Origin of the sequence: Enhygromyxa salina (genome assembly GCF_002994635.1) — a bacterium.
GTDB lineage: Bacteria > Myxococcota_A > Polyangia > Nannocystales > Nannocystaceae > Plesiocystis > Plesiocystis salina_B.
Window position 1 is genome coordinate 92,952 of sequence record NZ_PVNL01000097.1, and the last position, 25,712, is coordinate 118,663.

General features: G+C 67.8%; 18 protein-coding genes. 9 read left to right on the top strand and 9 right to left on the bottom strand.

Annotated features, from left to right (window positions below; translation table 11 throughout):
• Positions 1-214 precede the first annotated feature (214 nt).
• Positions 215-2,689 carry a serine/threonine-protein kinase gene (locus ENSA7_RS24115; protein WP_106091692.1) on the top strand — a complete coding sequence of 825 codons (2,475 nt, stop codon included), beginning with the start codon at positions 215-217 and terminating at the stop codon, positions 2,687-2,689.
• A gap of 751 nt (positions 2,690-3,440) precedes the next feature.
• Positions 3,441-3,650, top strand: a complete 210-nt coding sequence (locus ENSA7_RS24120) for a DNA polymerase (RefSeq protein WP_244923890.1) — start codon at positions 3,441-3,443, stop codon at positions 3,648-3,650.
• A gap of 71 nt (positions 3,651-3,721) precedes the next feature.
• Here ENSA7_RS24120 and ENSA7_RS24125 read toward each other — a convergent pair whose 3' ends face one another.
• Entirely contained in the window at positions 3,722-5,110 is a 1,389-nt protein-coding gene (locus tag ENSA7_RS24125; protein ID WP_106091693.1) for an outer membrane protein assembly factor BamB family protein, read from the bottom strand.
• Between the two features lie 119 nt (positions 5,111-5,229).
• Between ENSA7_RS24125 and ENSA7_RS45440 the strand changes: the two genes are divergently transcribed.
• From ENSA7_RS45440 to ENSA7_RS24135, 3 genes are all read left to right on the top strand, one after another.
• Entirely contained in the window at positions 5,230-5,391 is a 162-nt protein-coding gene (locus ENSA7_RS45440) for a hypothetical protein (protein WP_244923891.1), read from the top strand.
• 428 nt (positions 5,392-5,819) lie between these two features.
• Complete coding sequence (locus ENSA7_RS24130; protein ID WP_146158070.1) at positions 5,820-7,403, top strand: hypothetical protein; 1,584 nt, start codon at positions 5,820-5,822, stop codon at positions 7,401-7,403.
• A gap of 441 nt (positions 7,404-7,844) precedes the next feature.
• Positions 7,845-8,513, top strand: coding sequence for a hypothetical protein (locus ENSA7_RS24135; protein ID WP_106091695.1), 669 nt, complete (start codon positions 7,845-7,847; stop codon positions 8,511-8,513).
• A 4-nt stretch (positions 8,514-8,517) separates the two neighbouring features.
• Here ENSA7_RS24135 and ENSA7_RS24140 read toward each other — a convergent pair whose 3' ends face one another.
• Both ENSA7_RS24140 and ENSA7_RS24145 read right to left on the bottom strand, forming a co-directional pair.
• The gene (locus ENSA7_RS24140; RefSeq protein WP_146158071.1) at positions 8,518-9,927 is read right to left on the bottom strand and encodes a bifunctional folylpolyglutamate synthase/dihydrofolate synthase; all 1,410 of its coding nucleotides are present in this window, start codon (positions 9,925-9,927) and stop codon (positions 8,518-8,520) included.
• A 10-nt stretch (positions 9,928-9,937) separates the two neighbouring features.
• The gene (locus tag ENSA7_RS24145; RefSeq protein WP_106091697.1) at positions 9,938-11,443 is read right to left on the bottom strand and encodes an HTTM domain-containing protein; all 1,506 of its coding nucleotides are present in this window, start codon (positions 11,441-11,443) and stop codon (positions 9,938-9,940) included.
• 408 nt (positions 11,444-11,851) lie between these two features.
• Between ENSA7_RS24145 and ENSA7_RS44075 the strand changes: the two genes are divergently transcribed.
• A complete protein-coding gene (locus ENSA7_RS44075) occupies positions 11,852-12,211 on the top strand; it encodes an NAD-dependent epimerase/dehydratase family protein (protein ID WP_181234051.1) in 360 nt (119 codons plus the stop codon).
• A 446-nt stretch (positions 12,212-12,657) separates the two neighbouring features.
• Here ENSA7_RS44075 and ENSA7_RS24160 read toward each other — a convergent pair whose 3' ends face one another.
• Positions 12,658-13,155, bottom strand: a complete 498-nt coding sequence (locus ENSA7_RS24160; protein WP_106091700.1) for a hypothetical protein — start codon at positions 13,153-13,155, stop codon at positions 12,658-12,660.
• 146 nt (positions 13,156-13,301) lie between these two features.
• On the opposite strand from ENSA7_RS24160, the gene ENSA7_RS24165 reads away from it, so the two are divergent.
• Positions 13,302-13,874 (top strand): hypothetical protein, encoded by a 573-nt coding sequence (locus ENSA7_RS24165; protein WP_106091701.1) that lies wholly within the window; start codon positions 13,302-13,304, stop codon positions 13,872-13,874.
• A 38-nt stretch (positions 13,875-13,912) separates the two neighbouring features.
• On the opposite strand, the gene ENSA7_RS24170 is transcribed toward ENSA7_RS24165, so the two are convergent.
• The 5 genes from ENSA7_RS24170 to ENSA7_RS24190 form a co-directional block, all read right to left on the bottom strand.
• Complete coding sequence (locus ENSA7_RS24170; RefSeq protein ID WP_146158072.1) at positions 13,913-15,058, bottom strand: hypothetical protein; 1,146 nt, start codon at positions 15,056-15,058, stop codon at positions 13,913-13,915.
• On the bottom strand, positions 15,058-16,236 hold the full coding sequence (locus tag ENSA7_RS24175; protein WP_106091703.1) for an NHL repeat-containing protein: 1,179 nt from the start codon (positions 16,234-16,236) through the stop codon (positions 15,058-15,060). The genes ENSA7_RS24170 and ENSA7_RS24175 overlap by 1 nt, the downstream gene beginning before the upstream one ends.
• A 123-nt stretch (positions 16,237-16,359) precedes the next feature.
• Positions 16,360-17,811 (bottom strand): cytochrome-c peroxidase, encoded by a 1,452-nt coding sequence (locus ENSA7_RS24180; protein WP_106091704.1) that lies wholly within the window; start codon positions 17,809-17,811, stop codon positions 16,360-16,362.
• Positions 17,812-17,824: 13 nt separating this feature from the next.
• Entirely contained in the window at positions 17,825-20,260 is a 2,436-nt protein-coding gene (locus ENSA7_RS24185; protein ID WP_106091705.1) for a PEP/pyruvate-binding domain-containing protein, read from the bottom strand.
• The gene (locus ENSA7_RS24190; protein WP_106091706.1) at positions 20,257-21,897 is read right to left on the bottom strand and encodes an MFS transporter; all 1,641 of its coding nucleotides are present in this window, start codon (positions 21,895-21,897) and stop codon (positions 20,257-20,259) included. Before ENSA7_RS24190 ends, ENSA7_RS24185 begins: the two co-directional genes overlap by 4 nt.
• A gap of 132 nt (positions 21,898-22,029) precedes the next feature.
• Between ENSA7_RS24190 and ENSA7_RS24195 the strand changes: the two genes are divergently transcribed.
• Together ENSA7_RS24195 and ENSA7_RS24200 are read left to right on the top strand one after the other, a co-directional pair.
• Positions 22,030-24,003 (top strand): hypothetical protein, encoded by a 1,974-nt coding sequence (locus ENSA7_RS24195; protein ID WP_106091707.1) that lies wholly within the window; start codon positions 22,030-22,032, stop codon positions 24,001-24,003.
• Entirely contained in the window at positions 24,000-25,706 is a 1,707-nt protein-coding gene (locus ENSA7_RS24200; protein ID WP_106091708.1) for a hypothetical protein, read from the top strand. Before ENSA7_RS24195 ends, ENSA7_RS24200 begins: the two co-directional genes overlap by 4 nt.
• Positions 25,707-25,712 lie beyond the last annotated feature (6 nt).

Sequence of the window (25,712 nt, forward strand, 5' to 3'; positions counted from 1 at the left end):
CGACCCACCACGGGCTCGCGCAGCTGTCCAGGTGCGTTCTACCGAATGCTCACTTTTTTGGGTCCGGACCTGGCCATGACTTGCTCCGACGACCTCACGGCGACCGCTGACTGCGCGAACGCTCGATAGGAGCCCTGCTACGGCATACCCGTCGACGATCACCGGCTCCTGGATCTTGGTCGTCGTTGACATCACGTTGGGATAGGCTCCGCCGATGGTGCTTCTCCGCACAGATACTTTTCAGAAGTCCTTCGAGAAACTCAATCGCGAGAAGGCGCTTCGAGTGGAACACGTTCTCGAGAAGCTCAGAGCTGACCCGCAGAATGTCTCCTTTTCGACTCTCCGAGCATCGGGCGCAACCCTCCGTGTGGTCCGTGTGGGACGCGCGACCCGGCTCGTCCTCGGCAAGGTGGAAGAGGATCTACTCCTCCTGTACGTCGGCGCGCACGATGATGCCTTCAGGTGGGTGGACAGAGCCTCTCTTTCCCCAGAAGCACTGTCGTCCAAGGCTGCGTCCAGCAAGCCCGTTGAGTCGCCCACCGACACGATCGAAGTTCCCGACGAACCTTCGGAGAATCCGGTCGTGATAAGGCTCGAGGCGCTCTCCGACGACGAGGTCGGGCTTCTGGAGCTGGGCCCTGCCATGATCGGGCGCCTCCGAGCGACCCGAAGCGAAGAGGACATCATGGAACTCGTGGAAGAAGTGGAGGCCGTCTCGCCAACTCTCGCAGAGGCTCTCCTGCGCGTACTACTTGGCGAATCACCAGCAGAGATTCGGAGGGAGATCTTCTCGGTGACGCCGCGACCGAAGGGGAGCGAACGACTCGGAGCAGCCGAACATCGATTTCGACGCTACTCGGCCGATGCGTCTGCGTCATGGGCCTTCTCCTCTCATCTCGTGGTCGCTCGATATCCCGCTCCCATCGCACTCGCATGGAGCCGGTTCTGCGCATGTTCGGAACCGCGCACGCGCCTAGAGGCGCTCTTCTTCGCCCTCGAGTCGACGGTGAAATTTCTTTGCTGCGTCGCCTTGGCCGAGTTGGTTGCGCTTTGCGCACAGCGGGGCGACGAGGTGCTACTACACCACGGCAAGCTCAAGAACTTCGAGAAACAGCAGCGAACGATGCTTGGGGGGTGGACGAGCCTCCTCCGCCATCTTGCCGAGACTCTTGCCGACGAAGAACCAGGATTCGTCGACAAGCTACCGGAGGTCTGTGGAAGCGGGACGCTGTTCGACAGGCATGTCGACACGATCAAGGAGACGCGAAACGACGTGGCGCACGCCGAGGGCTCTATCGCCATTTCTTCCGATGAATGCCTCATTTTACTCGAAGAACTACGACCCAGGATGGAGGTAGTGCTCAGTCAGAGCCGGTTTCTTTGCGAGACACCGCTGGCGTTTGCGCAACGCCATCAATTTGGGGCCCGATCCTACCTCCAAGTATTTGGGTGCATGGGAGCAGCCGCCCCCTCGAGCCAGCACTTCTCGGAGATCGACGCTGAGTCTCTTCTGGGCGTTCGGTCTTCGTGCCCATTTCTTGTCTCCTCGGATGCGACGAAGATCAGATACCTATGGCCCTTCGTGCATGCACGGCGGTCGGCTGTCGACGGGGAGCCAGGTCTCTACCTGTTCAAAGAGCTACAGTCCGGAGCCGCGGCTAAGTTTCTCGCGCGGGTCCACTGCTCAGGCATCCGCTCGCGTGACCCGTGGCAGTTGACTCTGGCTCCAGAGCCGAAATGCGACTTCACCTGGCTGCTCAAGGAACTGGACGGCTTCCCACATACGCAGACCGTCGCACCAGATCCGAGTCTCGCTACACTTGCTGATCGGCCCAGCATCGGGCGTCTAATCGACAAGACAGTGGGCGACTGTCTGCTGCATGATGTAATTGCAGCTGGTGGTTTTGGGGTCGTCTATCTCGCACATTCGAATGTCCACGGCCAGGTCGCCGTAAAGGTCCTTGAAAACGTAAGCGATACGTCCACCCGAAACCGCTTCCTCGCTGAGATCGAGAAGATGCAGGAGTTGAGTCACCCGAATCTCATCGATGTCCTTGATCACGGTACCGAGAACATCAATGGTCGAATGTACCCGTGGTACGCGATGCCCTTCGCAGACGGAGGGGATCTACGGCGGCTCATCCAGCAGCGCGTCCGACGTGCCGACGGCGAGGCGGTCTTGGAAACCGAAGCCGAACGCGTGCAACTTCGCCACCAGTTTTCTGCGGTGTGTCAGGGGCTGGGGCACTTGCACTCGCGGGGGCATGTCCATCGAGATGTGAAGCCCGCGAATGTCCTGCTGATGAATGACGGCAGCATCAGGCTCGCGGATTTTGGCCTGGTCAAGAGCCTGAACCCCACAGCGAAGACTCTCGGACAGCGACGAATGACCTCGATCGGGGCCGTTCTAGGAACCGACGACTACATGGCGCCGGAACAGAGGCTAGGTAGGGACGTCGAGACTTCCGCGGACATTTTCTCGTTGGGCATCCTCCTTGGAGAGCTCCTCTTCGGCAGGTGTCCCCAGCAGGAACCAGTAGATACCGGGTCTCCCCTCTCATCGTCTAGTGAAATAGCCCAACTTCCTGTTGGTCTCCGTGACCTGTTGATCGACAGTACAAACGTTGACCCAGAAGAGCGCCCAGACATCGAGCAGGTCCACAGGCGGTTTCTCGAAGGGATGCGGTAGCGCGGCGTCGGCAACTCCTAGACCATATGGAGTGACCGGCCCACAGTGTTGACGCCGAGCTCGGAGGCCCAGGCGATCACTCGCTGAGGTGGCCACGCGCCGTACTCCCGATGCGACTTGGGACGATGGGAGTACACGCAAAATAGGCTCGAAAGCCTCTCGCTCCCGGTTCGAAAGCTTGTCAAAGATCGACAGCATGGCCAGGTGGCGGTCGGCGAGTTCGTACGCCACGAACAGCCCCAGGCCGAGCAGGCTGACCTTGGTCAGCGTGTCCAGCGAGCGCGAGAAGCCCGAGCGCTCCAGTCGCCGGATCGTGTCGTCGGCCACGTCGGCCCGCTCGGCCAGCGCCTGGACTAGCGGCGGCGCCGTCGAGAGGTAGACTCCTCGCGCGGCCCCCGAGCAGCGACGCGTTATGTGCAAAGATCACGCCCTCGCCTGTCCGCACCCCGCCACCGCCCAGCCGACAAGAACCGGTGCTGCCCTTGTGCTGTGACTCTGCTGCAGCAGTCTCTCCGCCCCGGAACCCAACGGGACCACACGGCACGAAGAAGCCCAACGATAACAGCGGGATGCGGGCCAAGGCCGCGCCATCATTGCGAAACTTCCGCACCCCGCCGAAGGGCTAGCAGCCCCTCGGGTTCTGAGGATAAGTGATTGAAATTATGGGGTGTGCGGGGGACGGTGAGAAGCCGTCCCCAACGCTGGAGATCCTAGCGTGCGGAGTAGTGTTCGCCCGTCGCGGTGGCGGGGCTTGGAGCAAGGCGATCGCCGCCTCGTTCGCGCCAAGCTCGAGACCAAGATGCTGCTGCAGATCCACGACGAGCTGGTGTTCGAGGCGCCGGAGGCCGAGGTCGGGCGTGTGGTTGCGATCGCGCGCACGCAGATGGAGCAGGTGTATCCGCTGAAGGTGCCGCTGGTCGCGGATGTCGGCGTCGGCGCGAGCTGGGGCGAGGCGCACTGAGCTGGCAATGACCCCCACAGCCACCTTGGATTTCGCCGAATGCAGCCGCTTCGCTGCCTTATGCCCATTGCTCAGCGAATGCGCGCGCGCAGCAATTCGACCGGAATGGGCAGCGACGATTCTATGTAGAAGAAAGCGTGGCCGACGGCGTAGAAGTCATCCTCCGCCCCGGCGACGACGTCGGTGAAGCGCATGAAATTGAGCCACTCCTGCCCCTCGAAGTCGCCGTAGCGCTTGCTGCAAACCACGTTGCCGTCGAAGTCGAGGCCGAGCAGCCGTGCGTAGGTCAGCCACTCCCCGTCGACTTGGAGTGCCTGGGTGCCGACGACGAGGATACGATCGCTGGAGGTGGCCAGGTCGTAGGTCACGAGGCCGAGCTCGCTCGGGCCGAGCTCGATGTCGGACAAGAGCCACACGACCTCGCCGGTGTCAGCGTCGAGAGACGCGAACCAGCTGCGGGACGAGGGGAAGTCGACGATCGCGGCGATGACCTGGCCGTGGCGGTCGACGGCCACGGCCTCGACAAGCACGTACTCGCCGGTGATCGAGTCGAAGCTGGTGGTCCAGAGCGGGGGGCCCTGCGTGGGCGGCAGCGCGGAGATGCTCGGGTACGAGACCTCGGGCTGCAGCTCCTGCGTCCAGCCGACGAACACGCGGCCCTGGTCATCGATGGCCATGGCCTCGCCCCTGTCAAAAGATGCGCCTGGCGTGCCGAGCTCGCGGACGCCGAGCTCACTGCCGTCAGCGGGGTCGAGCGCGACGATCCGCACCTGACTCTCGACCGCCGAGGTTTGGTAGGTATCGACGAGCAGCAGCTCGTTGTTGGAGGAGAAGGCGAGATCGAACATGCCATACTCATCGGGGCGAACCCGGTTCCAGAGCACTTGATTGTCGGCGTCGAGGCGGCGCAGCGAGACCGAGCGCTCGAGGCCGTAGGTTGTGTCGCCGAGGTAGAGGTCGCCCTCGGGTCCGCGCACGAGCGCCTGGGGGAAGTCGTCTTCGGCTCGCAGGTTGATCTCGGCGGACAACATGATCGAGCCGTCGGCGGCGCTCAGGCGGACCAGGCGGCTATTGAGGTAGTTCTCGGGGAAGGTCTGGTGGATGAGGGTCAGCTCGTCGCCGTCTAGCACCACCGGGACCCAGGGCGAAAAATATTCGGTGACGAAGGCGGGGTCGCGCACGACCCATTCGAAGCCGCAAGCGATCGGCTCGCAGCTCGAGCTGCATCCGTCGTCCTCGATGGCGTTGCCATCGTCACACAGCTCACCGGGATCGATGACGCCATCGCCACATTCGCCGATGGGTTCCGTGCCGGTGCCTGGGGCGGTCTCGGACCCGCTCGGATCGGTGGTCGAGCCCCCACTCTCGTCCACGCTGATCTCGTCTACCGTGCAGCCGACGGGCCCGTAGAGCGAAAAGAGGCAGATCAGCATGCGTCCGGTCACTGTGCGTCGATGCATGACGCCAGCGTATGCCTGGCAGTTGGCCGGGACTACGCAAACACCGCGGGCGAGTGGACAAACATCGAGGGCGAGTCGCCAAACTTCGGGTCGTTGTCCCAAACTCGCCGAGAGCCGACATGCACAGGGGCGGCGCCGGCGATGGCGACGGAGAGGGCGACGGCGACGGCGACGACAACAGCGAGTGCGACGCGCCCAATGACGAGAGCAAGGCGGGCGCCATCTCTCGGCCGGTGCAGTTCGTGGATATCGGCGACACACCCGTGTTCCTGGTCGCTTGAGCATCGTCATCGGTCGGTACAGCGCCCCGCTCGATGCACCAAGCTTGGCTGCTAACGTGACCATTGATTCGCCGGGTTGCTCGTGGATCAGGACGCACAACGCCTCGCTGAGCGTCTCGAGCTCGGCGAGCGAGCGGCGCCCATTGAACGTCCGTTTGCGCTTCACGTTCGGCTTGCTCGGCTTGCTCGGCTTGCTCGTCGTACCAGACGCAGGCGAGAGCCCCCGCTCGACGGCCTGCCGTGCACAACGCCGAACCTCGTCGACGTATCCGGCGACGAGCGCTTCGATGTCGCGGTGTTACGGTGTGTGGTCGCACGGGCTAGCGCTAGCTAGCAAGCTTTCGCAGCGGGGCAGGTGAGCGAAGCTGGCCTCCCCCGGCCCGCATGGAGCGGGCCCCTCTCCGCACGACATGTGCGAGACTCTCACCATGCGAGAGAGCGCAACGGGACCTGTATTCGCGCAGCGCGCCCACTCCTTGCTCTTCGCCCCGCTGTTGTTGAGTGCCTGCCCGCGCGCGAGCGACGAGCGGGTCGAGCCACCTGGCGAGGCGATCGCGGACGCCACGCCAGAGCCGGCCTCTCCCCCCTCCGACCCGGCCATCGTCGAGGCGCCTCCGCTCCCCTATCCGCACCTCGGGATCTGGCAGTCGCAGACGCACTCGCTCTCGATCGCGCGCTTTCCCGCGTTCAGCCGCCTGATCGTGCACGCGGGGCCAGCCGAGAGTTTTGACCCCCCCCACACCCGCCCCGTCTGTATCGTCGAGGCTCGGATCGCAGCAGGAGCTGCGACTGCGTGCGAAGTCCCCCTGCGCGACTGCACGCTCCCCCTCGTGTTCGAAGTCCGCGAGGGCGCCGTGGAGCTCAGTCTGGACGGCGCGCCTCGAGGTTCGGAGTGTCCAGAGAACCCCGAGGAGTGGAGCGGGAGCTACACGCATCAGGACTTTGGAACGGTGGTCGCTCGCGCCTTCCTCGCCACACGCAGCCAAGACGAGGAGGATGAGCTCGCGCCGAGGGCCTTCGACGAGCAGCTCATCGAGCGCGCTCAGCTGCTGCTGGCCACATCCGAGGAGCGAGGCTCCTTCGGGGAAGTTTACAGCGCCCATCTGAGCCTGGAGATCGCCCGCAGGCAGCTCTTTCGAGCCTGCGGTGGGCCATCCGAGCTCGAGGCGTGCGGCGTTGCCACGATTGACTACACCCTCGCCGAGGAGCTCGTCCTCTACGCGCCCACGTTCTTCGATCGCACACCCCAGGACTACATTCCCCAAGCTCCGGACCTCGAGCACCCCGCGGGGCTGTGGATGGGTAGTGGCGCTCCGGAGGGCGAAGCGAGCGGCGTGCTGCGTCTGACCCCGCTCGACACCGAGCGCTCTGCGGCTGACGAGACGCGCTGGAAGGTCGAGTTTCAGACCGACCACGAGCTCGTCGTCGACTGGCCCACTGTCGCCTGTGAGGCCAGGGGAGCCCTCGGCGAGGTGCTCGATTGCGGGGCCTGCGGGCGTCGAATTCGGGTGTGGGTCGAGGGAGAGTTCCTGCGCGTCAAGGCCATCGGCGAGGGCTGGCTCGAGCCCCGCTGTGACGGCAAGCAGCTCCACTCGTACCCCAGCGAAGCTTGGGAGCTCTACTTTCTCGCGGCCGGAGACCCTCTCGCCCTCGTCGCACACCCATACTACCACCTGCGCGGCGACGAAGCCGACGCCAGCAAGAAGATCGACGCCGGCTACGAGTTGCTCGGGACCCGCAAAAAGGACGCTCTACTCGTCATCGCAGCCGGCACCCTCGCGGCCTTTCGCCGCGCCGGCCACGATCCCAACTCGCTCACCCCCAAGCTGGCCATTCAGCTGCTTCGCTTCGCCCATGAGGCGCTCGTCGAGAGCTGCTCGAGCGGCCTCCCAGGTGCCAGCTACCACTCCCAGCTCAGCGCCTGCTCGGCTCTAGAAGCTCAGCCTGGCTATGAAGCTGCGGTGCGCCGCTTCGCGCACAAACACCGCAGGTTGTTCCCGGGGAGCGAGTGACGAGCGAACCCCGCCCCTCCCGGGAGCATCTTCCAAGAGCCGACCATCTCGGCCTGGTCAGGGGCGGGTCGGTCACGCCGCGAGGTCGAGTTCGAGCGGGCCAGTTGAGGCTGGTCTCGGCCGCGGGGGCGGACGAGTTCGCATTCGCAAGGCTGAGGATCTCCGAGATTGCCGCAGGACTCTGTAGCTCCTGGTAGATTTGATATTTCGATCTGTTCGTCAAACTAGAGGCGCAACACCCTCATTCCAGAGAGGGCCGGGGTCAGGTTGTCCTCGAGCCGTCCGATGATCCAGGTCGCCCACGCGAACAATCGCTCGGTTCCCGTATCCATGCCGCGCGCGAGACCCCCACGCGCTTGCTGAAGCTCCCCATTCGTCACTCGCAGGACACCCCGCACGCGCGGCTTGTGAGCGCTCCTCGATACTTCTACACTGGCAGGCGTGGGAGCGGACAGGGTCATCTTCGACCTCAGCCCGTGGCTGCCGCGCCCGGAATGGGATCCGGTCGCCCGCGAGATCGATCGAGTCGCGCCCAGCCTGATTCGTGACAGGCCCGAGCGCGATCGCTCGTACTTCTCGGCTTCTGATCAGACCAGCAGCCACCAGACGATCTACCTGCGCCAGCGGCACTGCAAGGCCGGCCTGTTGCGTCGCCGCAAGCACCTCGAGCAGATTCACGCGGACACCGAGGCGCTCGATCACTTTCCGCTCGTGGAAGCGTACATTCAACAGCAGCTCCGGGGTCGGATCTTCGCTGAAATTGGTCGAGCGTTCTTGATCGTCGATCAGCCAGGTCAAGACGGGATCCTCCATCGCGATCACGACTTCGACGATCTCGCCGGCAACTTCGTGTGGTTGCGTACGTCGAGCGCCAAGCAGCTGATCGTGCATGCTCCGGCCGCTGAAGCGGCGCGCGTCGCTACTCACGCGTGTTGGTTCGACGAGCGACGTCACCACCAGGCGCTCGACTCGACGGCTGCGCACCAGCGCGTGTCCCTTCGTGTCGACGGGGTCTTTGTGGCGCCGCTGCTCGAGGCGACGCGCCCCTATCTGCTGCGTCCGCTGCGTCCGCACACGCCGAAGCGTCCCGCAGGTCACGGCGCTCGATGAGGCGTCATGAAGGCGACGCTCCCCAGACGAAGCGCACCAGCTCGTCAGGATCGTGGCCGGCGAGCGCGTGGGCAAACTCCGCCGCGATCGCATGCCCACCCGTGACGACGATCCGCAGCCCGAGCGAGCGGGCGCGCTCGAGCGCGTAGCGCAGCGCCGCGCTCACATTCTCCTCACAATGGACGGGAACTCGCTTGGTGATCTGCTCGGCGATGGCGGCGAGCTGCAGGGGCTCATGCGCGCGGGGACCCGTCGACGGCCTCGTGACGACCAGCTCATCGACGACGTCGAGCAGTGGGGTGAGCATCGCGTGGGGGTAGCGGTCCGCGGTCAGTCCAAACACCAACATCGTGGGGCTCGCGTCCCTGGACGCGGCGATCGTCGTGGCCAGGGCTCGCGCGCCCTCGCTCGTGTGCGCGACGTCGATGTAGATCTCGGGCTCGGCGTGGACCAGGCTAAAGCGCCCCGCGAAGCGGAGCTCGGCGAAGGCATCTCGCGCCGCTGCGATGAAGGTCTCGGCCCCGATCTCGGGGCGATGGCGTCCCACCCATAGCCACGCGAGGGCGAGCGCGAGGGCGGCGTTGTTGGCTTGGTGCTCGCCGACGAGGCCGAGGCGCAGCTCGGGGATCGCGTGGCCTGCGAGCTCGACGTCGAGCGTCATCGAGGTCGTGGACCAGCTCTCGACACGCCAGCGCACGAGCTCGCGCACGTCGACGAGCTCCACGCCGCGCATCCTCGTGTAGGCGCCCAGCGCCCGCAGCAGCGACGGGTCGAGAGGGGCGACCACCAACGTGCCGCCCGGGCTGCAGATGTCGGCCTTGTGATAGGCGATGTGGTAGACGGACGGCCCGAGCTGCGCGTGCTCGAACTCGACCGAGGTGATGGCGGCGAGCGTGCTCGGGAACACCCAGCCAGGATCGAAGCGGCCGCCCTTACCGGCCTCGGAGATCACCAGCTCGGGTCGCCGGTTGGCGAAGTGACGCAGCGCGCTGGCGAGGAGCACGTCGTAAGTGCAAAAGCGCAAGCCCGACGTCGAGGGGCTGCCGTCGGGATCGAACTGCGCGACATAGTCGTTCGAGCGCTGCAGCGCCCACGTGATCGCGCGGGCGAACTCCGTGTTGCTGATGTCGTGACCCTCGACGCTGATGCGCTCGTTGACCTGCAGGAGGTGCGGTGAGCTGGTTCGGCCCGTCGAGATCCCCAGCGCCGAGCCCAGGGCATCGAGCATCCTGCACGTCGAGCCCTTGCCCTTCGAGCCGGTCACACGGATCGCGTCGAGCTGTTCGAGCCAGGGGTCGGCGCGCAGACCCTCGCGCAGCCAGCCCCAGACGTGCATGTCTGGGTGGTGGCGCCTGATCGGCTGCGCGAGCAAGAGCGCCTCGATCTCGGCGCCTGTGGCCTCATCGTCCAGCATGCTCGCCACTCTACTCTGGAGCCGGAGCTTCGGGGCTGGAGAAGCGCACCTGGCCCAGACGATAGTAGCCGCCGCGGACCTTGTACTCGAACACGATGCGACCACGCGTGCCGGCCGGGGCACGGGCACGCACCTCGGGCACGAGCGTGCGCAGAAACTCCTCGACGGGACCGCCGGGCGCCTGCGCGTCCACGCCAGCGTTCGCCGACGCGCTCAGCTGCCGCATGGCGACGCCGCTGACCAGGTACTTCCACTGCGACGACGGGACGTCTGCGCCGAGCTCCTCGGAGCTGCCGTAGGTCAAGACCCGCACGCGTATGTGTCGCGCGACGCGGATCGGGAGCGCCCAGGCACACGGTCGCGACGCGAGGCAGTCGCGGGCGATCACTGCGGCCTTGTCGATGTCGAACAAGTCGGCTTTGCGGATCTCGCCCACGCGCTGCTTGCTCAGATAGGTCGAGTACATCGGCACGTGCGTCACGGGCCACCACTCGATCCTGAGCAGGGTGACCAACGCGAGCGAGGCCACGAGCAACATGCCGCCCGCTGTCGACACGCGCGCGACGGGGCTGCTCGGCGTCATCGCCACGGGCCGCGTCGGGGCGCGGGGCCGGCCCAGCCGCGCCGATGCCCACGCCGCGATCGCCCCCCAGTCGATCAACAGCGCGTAGCAAACCAGGTACTGCGCGTACGCGGGGACCATCACCAGCTGCACACCGACGTGAAAGCAGGCCGCCGCCGCGACGATGACATGCCGCGCCCCGCGAGACAGCAGCGCGAGCAAAGCCCCGAGCTCGAGCGAGAGCGTGGCCCATGACAGCGCGGCGCATGCCCAAAGGTGCTGCTTCAAGAACGTGCTGAGCGGAGGGGTCTGCTCGGCTTCGATGTAGACGCGGAGGGTGTGTCCGTCGAGCCACTCCAGACCGGAGCCCCAGAGCTTGGCGACGCCGCCCATGAACAGGAGACCCATCGCGACGACGAGCACCAGCACCCGAGCGAAGCCCGTGCGCCCGAGCTCGAAGGTGTCCTTGTCATGGTCCTTGGCATGGGCGGGGCGCTCGGGGAGTCCGCGCCAGCGTCGGATGTGAAAGTCCACGCTGAAGCGATCGTCCGTGCGCGCGCAGGTCAGCGCGATCAGAGTGAAGGTGGGCAGGTACCAGCCGTGGTTTTGGCCGACCACACCGGCGGTCACCCCGTGCAGCGTGAACGCCCCGATCGCCGTGATCACGGCCGCGGGGCGCGAGAACAGCCCGATCGCGGCGGCGACCCACGCGATCGCCGTGACCGCGCGCAACGGCAGGACCCAGTCGGCGGAGGGTTGACCGGTCAGGACGAGACCCGCGAGGCCGCGGGGGGTGTAGGCGAACGCTGGGGTGCGGAACACGAGGTCGGGGCCAGCGAGGAGCCCGGCCTCATGGGTCCAGCTCAGCACGAAGAGCAGGGCGTACACGACGAAGCGCAGGCGCCCGTCGACCGGCGGCAGCGTGTACATCCACCAGCGCACGAGCGCGTCCATGCGGCGAAGACCCGCGGTGCTCGTTGAACGCGTCGGCTCCAACGCCCGCACACTATCAAACCTGCGAGTGCGTCGGTGGGCGGATCAAGGGGCGACCCAGGCGATGTACCACCGCGCTGCTCGGTCTTCCCCTCTCGCTGCTCGCACCGGGCCCGGAGTGCGACTCGAAACAGGAAGCGGGCCAAGAGGGCGATGAGCCTGCCGCGAAACCCAAGGGCGCCGAGGCCAAGCCGAGACCTGTAGCGTGCCCGCGAGCGCCCAGTGCCCGGGGACCACCGCGGCACAGTTCGAGGACGTCAGCGCGCGCCAGCCCGGGCGTGCTCAATCAAGAAGTCCCACACCGCCTTCACGCGCGGGACCTCGCGCAGCGCCCGGTGGCCGACGAGCCACCAGGGGGAGCTGCGCGCGATGCTGGCCGAGGAGTTGTTCGAGGCCCACCGCCGCGGCGAGGTCGAGGTCAGCTGCGGCCGCGCGGCGGACTTCTTCGGGCCCGGCACGCCGTCGTCGGTCGCGCTCAACCCCCGGGCGATCGAGCGGCTGCGCGCGGGCAAGGCCGTCGAGGTGTTTGGTGACCCCGATCAGCCGCACGGCTACAGCTACACACCCGACGTCGCGCGCGCGCTGGCCGAGCTCGGGACCCGGCTCGAGGCCCTCGGCAAGGTGTTCCATCTCCCGCTCGCGTGGGCCGGGTCCACCCGGGGGTTGATCGAGCGCGCCGCCGCGCCGCTCGGCTTGCCCGGCGCGGTCCGGGCGATCCCCGGGCGCTGACCACCGCGGGGCTGGTCTCGCCAATGCTCCGAGCGCTGCGGGAGATGGTTTATCAGTGGGAGCAGCCCTATGTGATCGACGACCGCCGGTTTCGTGCGACCTTTGGCGGCGCGGCCACGCCGATCGACGAGGTCCTCGGGTCACACTCGGAGGCCCGCTCGCGGCCACGGGTTGGAGCCTCGCTGGAGCAGGAAAGGCGCGATTGCGCGGGAGTGTGTCGCGGTGTCTCGGCTTCGCGGACGGGCGGTTCAGGGCGCCGCTCCACCGCTACCCCTTTTGAGCTCGACGAGACGGTCACCGTCGCGGCTTTTCGCAAGGCAGCAAGGACCCCCGGGAGTCTCCGCAGTGAAGTCCGTGCCTTGGCCTCGGCGCAGCTGCGACCTGCCGGAGCCCAATGTGGTCCATCAATCACCACAACGCAGCGCCCGAGTTCGCGCACCAAATAATCACGCGACCTTGCGGCCCCCGTGCGACGCGAACACCTCGTCCGCCGCTTCCTCGAGTTGCTCATCGTCGGTCTCGACGGCGATGAGGATCCTGCCTGCGTTGACCTCCGCCTCGATCTTGCGCAGGACCTGCTCGGGGTCGCTCGCGCCGGAGATTGAGCCGAGCAGCGCACCGAAGGTCGCGCCCCAGGCGGCGCCGAAGATCACAGCCACCAACGGCCCAAAGCCGATCAGGCCGCCGGGCAGCGCGACCAACCCCGCGACCACGGCGCCAGCCACTCCAGCCGCGAGCGCGCCTTTCTTGGTCCCCTCCCTGGCGGCCGTCTCGCTCATCGTCAGCTCCTCCTCATCGAGCAGATATCGCTGCATCAAGACGCTGCACTGCTCGCCTCGGCACCCGCGCCGCTGGATCTCGTCGAGGGCGGCGTCCGCCGCCTCGCGGTCCTCGAACAGGGCATAGACGTGTCGTTTCTTGCCGGCCATGTCGGCGGGCAGCATGCGTCCAAGCTCGAGACGGTTCCCCGGAAAAAGCTGCGCGCCGTCGGGGGTCGTCCGATCAGGACGTTCAGCGGCGACCGACAGCTGCGGCCGCTCGCGCGCGGGGCGAAGTGAAGAAGTGGGCCATAATGACTTGGAGGTGAATCATGAACGACCAAGGCAGGAAATCCACCCTCGCGTGCGCCAGCGTCATCGCGATCCTACTGGGGGGCGCGCTCGCGTGTGGCTTCGAGGACCGGGAGGCGACCGACGGCCAAGATATGTCCGCGCACTTGGCAGACCAGCCTCTGGATAAACTCGGTGTCGTCTCGGCGACAGAGGAGGACGCGGGGACCCAGGGCTTGCTGACGCAATGCACGCCCGCGTTCAATTGCACAACGCCCGACAAACCTTGCTACACGACCATTGGAGAGGGCGTAACCAAGAACTTGGTTACAAACAATCAGCTTGGCGCCTCGGTGTTCCGGGTGAGGATGTGCACATCCCTGAGTTCGGTGTGTAAGAGCGCCTCGTATCCGCAGACCATGTCCGTGTTTGGGTACTCGGGGGTGAATAGCGTGTACGAAAAGCATCTCCACGGCGGTGTCTCAGACACGGGCCCCTACACCGAGATCCCGAGCCTCACGAACCTACGTGTTCGCTGCAACACTGCCTACCCGGGGAGCGCCTGCAAGCTCGCGTGGCAACATTGCAAGAAAACCGGCAGCCTCGGGGATTGAGGGACAATAGCCCGGCAGCCCTCAGCCAACGCGAGCGCTCAACCCCGCTCTCGCGGGCCCGCAATCACACGCCGTCGGCAACCCAGCACCAGCAACCCCACCAGCGTCCACACCACCGGCACCCCATCACGCCCCGGCTCGACCGTGCACCCACAGCCATCCCCGCCACCATCCCCGCCACCATCCCCGCCACCATCGTCATCCAAACCAGGCCCACCGTCAGTCTCGCCAGCGTCGGTCCCGGTCTCGTCATCCCCGCCTTCATCCCCGGTCCCCCCACTCCCGCTGCCAATCACCCCGATCCGCGAGAACCCATGCGCCGTCCACTCCCGCCCGAGCGGATCCACCACGTCCACCTTGATGAGCATCGACCGCGACGCCGCGGCCTCCGGCGCTTCCCACGTCAGCTCAAAGCTCCCGTTGCGCACGGGCAGATCCCCCGCGAACACCTCCCACTGCGGGTCGCCCGTGCTGGCCTCGACCCACGACAGGCTCATCGTCGAGCCTGGCATCGCGTCGACGCAGCCGTTGATCTCGACCGCCGCCCCCACAAACACCGTCTGCTCCTCGAATAACAGCGCGGCCGCCGGAGGGCTCGCGGCCGGGTCGGGATCATCGACGATCTTGAACACCCCCGGGTGCGGCGACCACAGGTTGAACCAGGGCTCGTAGGTGTAGCCCTCGACTACCCAAGTCCCGGCCGCGAGCGCGCTGGTGTCCCACAGCACCGGCTCGGCGGCGGCCTCGAAGCTGATCGGACGGCGTTGATCATCGGGGGTGATCCGCGTGAAGCAGCCGGCCCACTGCGCGGCGGATTGCAGAATGTCCCGGGCTGGATCAACGCCCTCCAGCGTGCCCAAGCCGAACAGCGCGGAATTGTCCAGATCGGCTTGGTTGATCCAATTCGGCAGTCGCTCGTCGAGATCGTGGTCACGGCAAAACCCAAAAAATTGATGGGTGTGGCTGTCGAGCGGTTCGTTGACCAGGTCGACGTCGTCCTCCTGCGGAATGTCGTACTCGAGCGCCGCGACGGGATCTTGGCTACGATCGACGATCGTCACGCACGGCGCCTCGCTCCAGTCTACGGGGGTCCGCACGCTCGCGGGCGGGTGCGCGTAAACGAGACCGGGCGCGAGCGCGAGCCCGATCGCTAGCCCCAGACACACAGACCGACGTCGGCGCATCACTCGGGGACCGAGAACCTGCGGACTTGATTCGCGGCCGCGTCGGCGATCCACATGTCACCTTGCGAGTCGAAGGCCATGCCCATCAAGCTACCCGGGGGGTACCCGGTGTCCAGCCAGTCGAGCAGCTCGCCGTCGAGGTCGAAGCCAAACACGCGGCCCTGGATCGGGTCGCTCACGAACAACACACCGTCGACCAGCTCGAGCCCCGATGGGCTGGTCATCTCGACCTCGAGCTCGGCGCCGTCGACGAGCGTGATTAGCTCGCCGTCGTCCATCCGGTTCATGACGCAGCCGTCGTAGTTGGGGTTGATCTGATTGCCCATGCTGGCGGTCGTGGGATCCAGGCGAACGATGCGGCCGTTCTCGGTGTCGGCGGCGTAGACGTAGGCGGTGCTGCGATCAAACACCACGTGCGAGGGGATCGAGTGCTCGTAGCCGAGCTCGCCGTTGGCGTAGCGGTAGATCTCGCCGTCGGTGTGGTCGGTGCCGCCAAGCCCGTGATCGTCGTTGAACTTGTAGCGGGTCAGCGAGCCGTGGGTGCCGTCGTAGACCCAGTAGGTGTTGTCGTCCTCCCAGTCGATGCCCGAGGCCAGGGGACTGTTGTGCAGCATGTCGAGGTGACTCTGGTGCCCGCCCGTGAAGATGTTGAGATCGGAGGTCCACATGGTCGGGCCCATGAAGCTGCCATCGAGTGGATCGCCCGGCTGGGTCACGCCGTTCTCTTGCTGGGCCGTGGCGAACGTGCCGGGGGCCCCAAACGCGAGCGCGGCCGGCTTGGCCAGGAAGTGGGCGCCGTTGTCGAACTCGTTTTGGAGCTTGAGCGCCAGCTGGCTGGAGAGCCCGGCGTCTTGGTAGACGACGATCGAGAAGTCTTCGCGGTTGGTGACCCACAGCTCGCCCGCGACGCCCGGCTTGAACTCGAGGTCGGTCGGGAACGCGAGGCCGTCGGCTGCAGATGAGATCACCGTGACGTCGAGGTTGGCGATGTCGTGGGTGGTGTCGCCCAGGATCGGGATCCCGGCGAGCTGGGGCTCGCCGCCGGTCTCGGTCCCAGCCTCGCTCGAGGTCTCGCCGGTCTGGCTCTCCCCAGTGTCACCGACGTCGTCGCCGGCACCTGTGCAGGCTGTCAGCGCGAGCGCGGGGAAGACCAAGAACGGGAGGATGCGGCGGGTCATTTGCATGCGTTTCGGTCGAGTTGGGCGAGTTGGGAACCACTCGAGTCGCTGCGTATGTGTACCACCGGGCACGGCAGCGGGCAGCGCGCCGGTCAAATGTGGGCAAATTTGGCAATCATTGCGTCACGGCGGCTCGAGGCCGCTGGGGACCGCATCGGGACGGAGCTCGGGCAGCCCCGCGACGTCTGGATCGGTGAGCGCCTTTAGAAATTCGCGCAGGTTCGACAACCCGACGAAGTTGGGCTCGAGCTCGAGCAGCTCCGACAGCGAGGCGAGGATCTGCGCGATGTGATCGGCGCCCTGTTGCACCGTGCCGATCAACTCTGGATGCAGGCCGGTGGGATCGAAGTCGGCGATGCTGGTGGTTGGGGATCCATAGTGCACCAGCACCTGCTGCAGCTCGAGCAGCGCGCCGTCGTGCATGTAGGGCGGCGAGATCGCGACGTTGCGCAGCGACGGCGTACGAAACGCGAAGCGGTCGGTGGGATCGTTGCTGACCAGCTCGCGGCCGTGATCGAACGGGGCCGTGGTCGGCGTGCCGGGACCGAGCTGAGGCACGCCCGTGCTGTGAACCATGTGATCGGTGAGCAGCGGACCCGAGTGGCAGTCGCCGCAGCCAGCGGCGCCGTAGAACAAGATCGCACCGAGCTTGGCCGCGTCCGAGATCGCGCCTGGGTCACCGCCGAGGTAGGCGTCCCACGGCGAGCTCGGGAACGAGAAGGCTTGCCGCTCGTAGGCCGCGATCGCGTTGGCGGCGTCGACGAAGCTGAGCTCGGCGAAGCTCTGGCCCGGGTAGGCGGCGGCGAACAAGTCCAGGTAGCCATCGATCGCGCCGAGACGCTGCATCAGCGCGGCCCAGATCGTCTGGGGATCATCGTTGGCGAGGGCCCCCAGCTCGTTGGGTTCGCCGAGCAGCGTGAGCTCGTCGGCCTCGCCCCGCATCTCCTGGCGATCGAGCACGGGAAACATGGCCTGGGCGGCGAGCGGGCTGTCGAGGCCCGGCAGCAAGTCGGCCCCGGCTGGCGTGCGCAGCTGGCCGCGGGCGTCGAGCTGCACGCGGCCGTCCCAGAATATGTGCGTGAATCCAGGCTGGCCCAGGTTGAACAGCGCCTGCGAGTGGCGCGGGCCGAACGGTGGGTGGGGGCCCTCTGCGCGCGCTGGCCCGAGCCCGACCGCGCCGGTTCCGAGCGTGAGCGACAGGCCGTCGCTGGTCCCGAACGCGGGGTGGTGACAGGTCGCGCAGGCCGTGTCTTTGCGGCCGGACAAGATCGGATCGAAGAACAGCGCGCCGCCAAGCTCGACCAGCGCGGGGTCGTCGGGCGGGGGTGGCTCGAGCGGCTCGACGGGGATCCGCTGGGCGTCGAGCAGCGCGCCGAGCTGCTCGTCGAGGTCGGGTGGTTCGTCGGTGGTGCCAGTGTCCTCGTCGGCGGTCCAGGCCGAGCCGGACTCGCTCTCGGTGGTGGTGGCGGTGCTGTCGGCGGTGGTGCTGGAGTCAGCGGTGTCGGGCGGCGTCGCGGACACGCAGCCGCCGAGCAAGATCGGCAGCGCGAGCACACGGGTGAGCTGGGGCGACATCGACCCGGGTAGTCTATGCGATCCCACCGTCGTCCTGGTCGAGCGCTTCGAGGGTGCCGGCGTCAGCGTTTAGCCGGACGCGCTGACCGGTCGTGAAGATCCGCGTGGCGTCCGGCAGATCGACGACCGCGGGCAGCCCGAGCTCACGCGCGACCACGGCCCCGTGCGACAAGGTCCCGCCGATCTCGGTCGCGAGCCCGGCCGCGATCGTGAACAGCGGCGTCCACCCGGCGTCGGTGAACGGCACGATCAGGATCTCTCCCGGGACCAGGCCGGCGGCGTCTTGGATCGATCGGATCACCCGCGCCCGACCCTCGACCAGACCGGGGCTGACGGGCGTGCCCTGCAGGCGCTGGGTGGCGTCCGGGAGCGGGGCGGGGGGCAGCGGCTGCGGCTTCTCGCGTGAGACCATGGCGAACCGCAGCGCGGCCTGGCGGGCATGCAAGCGCCGCCGACCCGTGGCGGTGAGCACCAGCGCGCGGCGCTGATCATCGGGCGCGTGGGCCAGGCGCGGCAGCTCGTCGCGGGTCACGAAGTAGATCAGGTCGAGCTCGGGCAGTCGCTGGGCGGCGACCAGCCGGTTCCCGAGCTCGACGCAGGTGCTGGCCAGCAGCCGCGTGAGCCGGACCAATCGCGACTTGCCCTGCTCGCGCAGGCGGATGCTGGCGTGCATCTTGGGCACCAGCCAGCGCAGCGCTCGCTTCGACCCGCGTGACAGCGGCAGCGTGTCGGGGTCGCGCGGCTGCACGCGCGCGCGCGGTGGCGGGGCCGAGACCGCGGCGCGCAAGGTCACCAGCAGCGCGGTTGGATCGTCGGCCCAGTCGGGTTCGCGCAGCTCGAGCTCGCGGATACAGCGGTGCCCGTGACGCGCGATGAAGTCGGCGTAGAGCTGGCCAGCCTGGCCAGCCTCGTCGCTGCGCAGCCACGCGTGCAGCTGCGCGCTGTCGAGCTCGAGCACCCGCGCGCGCGTGGCCGGGTCAGCCCGCAGCAAGGTCGCGAGCGCCTGCACGGCGACGCCGATCTCGGCGCTCTCGACCTCGCCGACCCCCTGCAGCAGGCCGATGATCGCCGTGCGTTGCTCGGGATCGAGGGGGCGGCCGCCGCCGACGATCCCGTCGACGACCCCAGCCAACATTCCCGATCGCGTGGAGGCCAGCATGTGGGCCTCGTTGAGGCGGACCCCGCAGGCGATCAGCGCCTCGACGCGGGTGAGCAGCTCGTCGACGCCGAGCTCGGCCAAGCCCGCGTGCGAGTCGTGCAGCGCGGCCAGCTGCGGCTCGAGCTCGGCGAGCAGCTCGGGCGCGCGGGCCAGGGCCGGGAACACGCACGCGGCCGTCCGCGCGCGACGCAGCGGCCCGCGCCTGGGCAGGCCCTCGAGCTCGTCGAACACCCGCCCGGCGAGGCTGCGATCGGCCTCGTCCTTGCTGGCGCCCGCGACCTTGGCCGCGAACAGATAGGGGCCGCGCATGTTGAAGAACAGGTGGCCGCTGAACACGACGATCGACGCGTCATCGGTGTCGGGCGGCGCGTACACGCCGATCCGCGCGTAGGCCTGGCGAAAGCCCTGATCGATGAACGCGACCACGGTCGAGGCGGTCAGCGGCGTGATCGCGCCGGGCAGGATCTCGCCGACGTTGTAGCGAGTGAAGCCCGGCGAGGGCAGGAGGATCGGCGTGTCGAGCTCGTTGACGGCCGGCGCCGCGGCGCTGGTGATCGGGCGTGCCTGCAGCCAGTGAAGCGCGCCGTAGCGATCGATCGCCCACTCGAGATCCAGATCGTGACCAAAGCGTGCCCGCGCGCGGCGAGCCCCGGCCAGCAACTGCGTGAGCGCGTCGGCGTCGAGCAGCGCGGTTGGCCCGCTCAGCTCGGACTCGACGCGCGCGCTGTCGGGGTCGATCAGGTAGCGATCAGGCCGGGCGTGGCCCGAGACCAGCGCCTCGCCGAGCCCGGCGACGGCCTCGATCACGTAGCGCGACCTGTCGCCGCTCACGGGGTCGCGGGTGAACAGGACCCCAGCACAGCGAGCGTCGACCATTTGCTGCACGATCACCGTCATGCCGGGGTCGACGTCGCTGGCGGTCGCGGCCGCGTAGGCCTGCACGCGCGCCGCCTTGGCCGAGGCCAGGCACCGCTCGATCGCGGCGACCAGCGCGGAGTGGCCCTCGACCTCGAGCACGCTCTCGTACTGGCCCGCGTAGGAGGTTGCCTGCGAGTCCTCGCCCGCGGCCGACGAGCGCACGGCGAGCTTGCCGGGTCCGAGCGTGGCGTGGAGGGCCTCGATCGCGGCGGGATCCGGGGCGGTGTGGCTCCCGACGATCACAAACCCCCACGGCACCCGCAGGCCGTGCTCGATCAGGCTGGCCAGGCCGTTGGCCTTGCCGCCGCAGTCTGGGCGGTGGGCGGCGGCGAGCGGGATGATGCCGGCGAAGCTGACGAGCCTGTCGGTCATGGCGGCGCCTCGCGACCCTCGTCGAAGCTACGTCGCAGCTCCCGATCAGCCAGCCGCGCGCTCCACAGCGCGACGATAGCGAGGCAGCCCGCGACCGCCCACAACAGATCCGCGGTCGAGCGCGCCAGCGAGTCGCGGACCAGCGCCAGCACGCTCGCGATCGCCTCGGGATCGGTCGCGAGCTGGGGCTGGGCGGCGTGCAGCGCCTGGCTGGGATCCCCCTGCAGCAGCGCGCCCGGATCACTGGCGAGGATCTCGGCGAGCTGCGCGGAGCCGCCTGCGTCAGCGAGCTCGGGGAGCCGCTCGGGCAGTCGCCGCGCCAGCGCTGCCGCCAGCCGCAGGTGCAGCAGCGCTCCGAGCACGGCGAGCCCAACGATACCGCCGAAGGTCCGGCCGAACTTTGCCAGCGCCGTCACGACCCCCAGCTCGGCGTGGGCGACCGCGTTTTGGGCCCCCGACAACAGCGAGGGGATCGCCATGCCAACGCCGAAGCCCATGACCCCCAGCCACCCCGCGGTCCCGAGCACGGTCGGCGAGCTGGCGTGGTGGGCGAGCAGGGCCGCGCCGAGCGAGGCCGCGCTCATGCCGACGACGATCACGTGTTTGTAGCGACCCCGCCGGCTGATCGAGACGCCGCCCACGACACCGCCAGCGACCAGCGCGAACACCATCGGGGTCATCGCCAGGCCCGCGGCGGTCGGTGACAGCTCCAGCGCCCCTTGCAGCATCAAGGGCGTGAAGATCGCGGCGGAGTAGATCGCCACGCCGGTGCCAGCGGTGACGATCAGGATCACCCGCAGCTGTCGGTGCCCGAGGATCCAAAGCGGCAAGATCGGCGCGGCGGCGCGTCGCTCGACCCGAACGAACAGCGCCCCCAACAGCAGCGCCGCCACGCCAGCGGCGATCGTCGCTGGTAGCTGGTCGAGGCCCTGCTCGAGCTGGCTCATGCTCGTCAGCGCCGCGACCACGGCGAGGACCAAGATCAGCGCGCCGCCGAGATCGAGCGGGTCTCGGGGCGCGTCGTGGGGCGAGGGCGCCCGCGGCCGAAACTTCAGCAGGACCACGAGCAGCGCGACCAGTCCCACGGGGATGTTGACGAGAAACACCCAGCGCCAGCCGAACCCGTCGGTGATCGTCCCGCCGAGGATCGGCCCGACCAGGCTGGCCAGCGCATACACGCCGCTCATCATCCCGTTGTACTTGCCCAGCTCGGCCGGCGGGAACAGATCCCCGAGCCCGGCCTGGGCGTTGGCCGCCAAGATCCCGGCGCCCACGCCCTGCAGCGCACGCATCAGCACCAACACTTCCATGCTCGGCGCGAGCCCGGCCAACGCCGAGCTGATCAAGAACTCCGTGATCCCGATCAGCAGCAGCGGGCGTCGGCCATAGACGTCACCCAGCTTGCCCGCGATCGGCAGCGCGGCGGTGGTCGCCAGCATATAGGCAGTGAACACCCACGCGTACCACTCGAGCCCGCCGACGTCCGCGGCGATGCGCGGCAGCGCGGTGGCCATCACGGTCTGATCCAGCGCCGACATGAACAGCACGACCGCGAGCGCGAACACCACCAAACCCAGGTTGCCGTCACGCCGGACCGGCTCGGGCGGGTTGGAGTGGGCGTGGGGGTGGTCGGGCATGTGAAAATCAGCAGGTTCGTATACCCCAGTCACCGCGGGGTCGCATCGCGCTCGGTCTCGGATCCGTGAGCCCCGACAGCTCTTGGTCGACCAGTCGATCGAACCGGCCGTTCATGGCACCCTCACGCCCGGATGCTCGACGTCGCTCGTCACGCTCAGGTCCAGTTCAGCTTGGGGCTCCTGGCACTGCTCGTGTGCCTGACCGCGCTCGCCTGGCGCAACGTGTTTGGGCGGCCGCCTGCGCCCGATCTCGTGATCCCGGCGTGGTTGAAGGGGCGCACGATCCCAGCCACGTGGCGCACGCACGGGCGCAAGCTGCTCGACGGTGGCCTGGCCGTGCTCGCGCTGGTGCTCGCGCTGTTCACGATGACGGCAGGCCGGATCGACGGGAGCGGCCTCGACCGCGAGCGGGTGTTCCACGAGGTCGTCCAGGCCAAGTACCACGCCGAGCTCGGCTGGGATCGGCTCTACGCCTGCGCGTGGGCGGCCGACCACGACGCCGAGCGGGCGTTCACCTGGGTCGAGAAGGCGCGCGCGCTCGAGCTTGGACCCGCGCCCGCGCTCGAGGCCCGGCCCGAGCTCGACACCAAGCTCGCGTTCCAGCCCAAGGACGGCAAGCTGCGCAAGATCACCGTCAGGCCCGAGGTCCCCCTCGAGGTCAAGCGCCCGCCCGCCGACGTCGGCGGCAAGCTGCTGCCCACGCGCGCGCTCGCGGTCGCGGCCGAGTGTGAGTCGCGCTTCACCGAGGGCCGCTGGACCGAGCTGGGAGCCGACGTGGCCAAGGCCGCGGCGATGTGGCCCGAGGACGGGTTCGAGGGCCGCAACAAAGACGCGCGCTCGTTCAAGCTGGCGCCCGTGTTCGAGAGCTACGGTAGCACCGCGACCCCGGCTCGGCTGGCTCGCCTGCGCCTGTGGTTCTCGGTCGTCCCGATCTCGGCCGGCAGCTTGTTCGTGCTCTCGCTGCTCGGCGGGCTGCTGACCGTGGGCGCGCTGGTGCTGGTCGGGCGCGCGTACGGCCTGCGGGCCGCTGCGTTGGTTGGGATCGTCTGCTTCGCGGAGCTGGCCGTCAGCCCGGTAGCGAGCGGAGCGGGGATCGCCGCCACGCTGGCGCTGGCGACCGTGCTCGCAGGCTTCGCCGCCGCCGAGCTCGACCGCTGGGCGCTCGCGGGTGGGCTACTCGCGTTCGCCAGCGTGGAGCTCGTGTGGCCGAGCTTGGTCGTGCTCGCGCTGCTGGCCACGTTCGGCGTCGACTGGCTCGGCGGTCGCCCACGCAAGCCCCAGCTGGTTCGGTTTGCGATCGGCGCGGCCGCGACCGCGGCGGTGCTGATGCTGCTCAGCGCCACGCTCCCCGGCGGGTTTGGCAACTGGTCGGCGTGGGCTGACCGCGTGGCCGTGGACCGCTACGCCGACGGCTCGCGGCAGGTCGGCCTGCGCTGGTTGTTTGTCCCCGACGGCAGCTGGCTCGGCGGCGACAAGGCGATCGGGTACCCAGAGAAGGCCCAGCGGCTCGCCGACCGCCACGCCTGGATCCTGCTGTGCGGCGTGCTGCTGTTGGTGCCCTCGCTGCTGGCGGTGCGCCGCCTGCCGCCGCTCGCGTTCGCGGCGATCGCTGGGGTCACCGCGACCTTCGCAATGTTCTCGACCGACGCCAGCGCGTGGGGGATCGCCCTGCCGATGCTGGCGCTCGCCGCCGCCGCGATCGCCAAGCATCACCCGCCCTCGGAGCTGCTCGTGGGCCGACCCACGACGGTGCTGGTCGCCGGCTGCCTCGCGCTGTGCGTGGGCATGCATGGGATCTTCCGGGTCCAGCCGTTCGAGCCGTGGCTGTTCAACATGGTCTATTCGCACCTGTTGACCACGCTGATGCTGGGACTCGGCGTCGCGCTGTTGCTGTTGCCAGGCTTGCGCGAGCACGGTGATCCGCCCGGGGCACCCGCGTCGATCCCCGTGCTGGCTACGGAAGCCCAGGCCGCGGATCCGAGCGCTGAGCTCACCCCCGAACAGGCCGCCGAGAAAGCCGCCTTTGACGCCGCCTCTGCGGACACCGTGAAGATCAAAGATGAGCCCCACCCCGGGCGCGACGATCAACCAGGAGCCGCGTCATGATCGCCCCGCCCGAGCTCATCACCCAGGATCCAACCCTGCGCGAGCAGCTGTGGTTTTACCTGACGTCGCGGACCGAGACCTCCGAGATGCAGTTTGCGTTCGCCGTCACGGCGATCGCGGTCCTGCTCGCGGCGGTCGCGTGGCGGACCTTGCAGCTGCACCGCCGCAAGACCACGGACCCCGGCACGCCCAGCAAGTGGCTGCGCTGGGGCGATCGCATGATCAGCGCCGCGCTGCTGATCGCCGCGCTGGGGTCCGCCACCCAGTATTTCTACGGCTCGCGCAACGGCGACAACTGGCTGCACCGCTGGGATCTGTACCACCAGGTCATCGGCGCCAAGTACTTCTCGGAGCTCGGCTACTTCCGCATCTACGAGTGCACCTGGGAGATCGACGCCTCGCATCAACGCCACTTTCGGCGGGTGTCCAAGATGCGTGACATCGAGACCCTGAAGGTCCTGCCCACGGCCGAGGCGGTCGGGGAAATGGACTGCGAGGATCTGTTCGCCGACGAGGCGCGGCTCGAGCAATTCGCCAAGGACATCGACGACATCCACGAGCTCGGCGGCGCCGGCATGTGGAACAAGCTGTTCGGCGACAAGGGCTTCAACGGCACCCCCTTCCACGCGTGGATCTTGTCCAAGCTCACCGCCCAGGTCGACATCGTCCAGCGCGAGCTCGTGTGGCTCGGGCTGCTCGACGTGTTCTTGATGATGTTCGCGTTTGGCTGCGTCGCGTGGGCGTGGGACGTGAAGACCGCGGCGATCGCGATATTGTTCTTCTGCGCGAACTTTCCCAATCGCTACATTCACATGGGCGGGTCGATCTTGCGCTTCGACTATATTGCGATGTTGATCATCGCGCTCGCGCTCATGAAGAAGGACAAATTTGCGATCGCGGGCGCGTGCGTGGCCTGGGCGACGGCCGAGCGGGTGTTCCCGGCCGTGTTCGCGGTCGGGCTGGGGTTCAAGGCGGGCGTCGAGCTGCTCGCCACCCGCACGCTGCGCCGCGAGTACCTGAAGTTTGGCCTGGGCTTCGTGTTCGGCCTGCTGGTCCTGTTTGGGCTGAGCCTGACCATGAGCGACAGCATCGGCGGCGGCGTGGACAACTGGCGTGACTGGTGGGCCAACATGAAGGTCCACACCGAGCACACCCGCGGGTTCCGGGTCGGCTTCAAGCACATGTTCATGATGGACGGCAACGTGACCGAGCGGCACCGGTTCATGGGCTGGGCCAAGAAGACCGCGTCGTTTCATACCCGCGATCACTACTATCTGTTGACCATGGCCGCGCTGTTTGGCCCGCTGCTGCTCGCGGTCCGCAAGCTCGACGCGGTCACCTTCGCGGCGCTGTTCTGCGCGGCCGGGTTCTTCACCCTGACGATCGCGACCCGCTACTACTACTCGGTGATGGTGCTGTTCATCCTCGTCGACCGCAAGCTGTTCGAGGATCGCAAGCAGATGCTGCTCACCGCGCTGTTGTGCCTGACGGCCGCGTTCTTGACCAAGACCGCCGCCGCGACCTCGAGCGTCCCGTACCACTACAACACGGCCTCGAGCGCCGCGTTCGCGGGGTACTTCGTGATCCTCGGGGCGCTGTTGTGGATCGATCCGTGGCTGCGAGATCGGTTCATCGTCGCTGGCGCCGACGTGGCCGAGGAGCCGGCGGCGACGGCTCCCGCTGCCGACCCGCCGCCGTCCTGAGCGAGC

What these genes read in the sequence shown, in the direction of transcription:
- ENSA7_RS24115 (WP_106091692.1), top strand. Translation starts at nt 215, where the DNA reads ATGGTGCTTCTCCGCACAGATACTTTTCAGAAGTCCTTCGAGAAACTC.
- ENSA7_RS24125 (WP_106091693.1), bottom strand. Translation starts at nt 5,110, where the DNA reads ATGCATCGACGCACAGTGACCGGACGCATGCTGATCTGCCTCTTTTCG.
- ENSA7_RS45440 (WP_244923891.1), top strand. Translation starts at nt 5,230, where the DNA reads ATGCACAGGGGCGGCGCCGGCGATGGCGACGGAGAGGGCGACGGCGAC.
- ENSA7_RS24130 (WP_146158070.1), top strand. Translation starts at nt 5,820, where the DNA reads ATGCGAGAGAGCGCAACGGGACCTGTATTCGCGCAGCGCGCCCACTCC.
- ENSA7_RS24140 (WP_146158071.1), bottom strand. Translation starts at nt 9,927, where the DNA reads ATGCTGGACGATGAGGCCACAGGCGCCGAGATCGAGGCGCTCTTGCTC.
- ENSA7_RS24145 (WP_106091697.1), bottom strand. Translation starts at nt 11,443, where the DNA reads ATGGACGCGCTCGTGCGCTGGTGGATGTACACGCTGCCGCCGGTCGAC.
- ENSA7_RS44075 (WP_181234051.1), top strand. Translation starts at nt 11,852, where the DNA reads ATGCTGGCCGAGGAGTTGTTCGAGGCCCACCGCCGCGGCGAGGTCGAG.
- ENSA7_RS24160 (WP_106091700.1), bottom strand. Translation starts at nt 13,155, where the DNA reads ATGCTGCCCGCCGACATGGCCGGCAAGAAACGACACGTCTATGCCCTG.
- ENSA7_RS24165 (WP_106091701.1), top strand. Translation starts at nt 13,302, where the DNA reads ATGAACGACCAAGGCAGGAAATCCACCCTCGCGTGCGCCAGCGTCATC.
- ENSA7_RS24170 (WP_146158072.1), bottom strand. Translation starts at nt 15,058, where the DNA reads ATGCGCCGACGTCGGTCTGTGTGTCTGGGGCTAGCGATCGGGCTCGCG.
- ENSA7_RS24175 (WP_106091703.1), bottom strand. Translation starts at nt 16,236, where the DNA reads ATGACCCGCCGCATCCTCCCGTTCTTGGTCTTCCCCGCGCTCGCGCTG.
- ENSA7_RS24180 (WP_106091704.1), bottom strand. Translation starts at nt 17,811, where the DNA reads ATGTCGCCCCAGCTCACCCGTGTGCTCGCGCTGCCGATCTTGCTCGGC.
- ENSA7_RS24185 (WP_106091705.1), bottom strand. Translation starts at nt 20,260, where the DNA reads ATGACCGACAGGCTCGTCAGCTTCGCCGGCATCATCCCGCTCGCCGCC.
- ENSA7_RS24190 (WP_106091706.1), bottom strand. Translation starts at nt 21,897, where the DNA reads ATGCCCGACCACCCCCACGCCCACTCCAACCCGCCCGAGCCGGTCCGG.
- ENSA7_RS24195 (WP_106091707.1), top strand. Translation starts at nt 22,030, where the DNA reads ATGCTCGACGTCGCTCGTCACGCTCAGGTCCAGTTCAGCTTGGGGCTC.
- ENSA7_RS24200 (WP_106091708.1), top strand. Translation starts at nt 24,000, where the DNA reads ATGATCGCCCCGCCCGAGCTCATCACCCAGGATCCAACCCTGCGCGAG.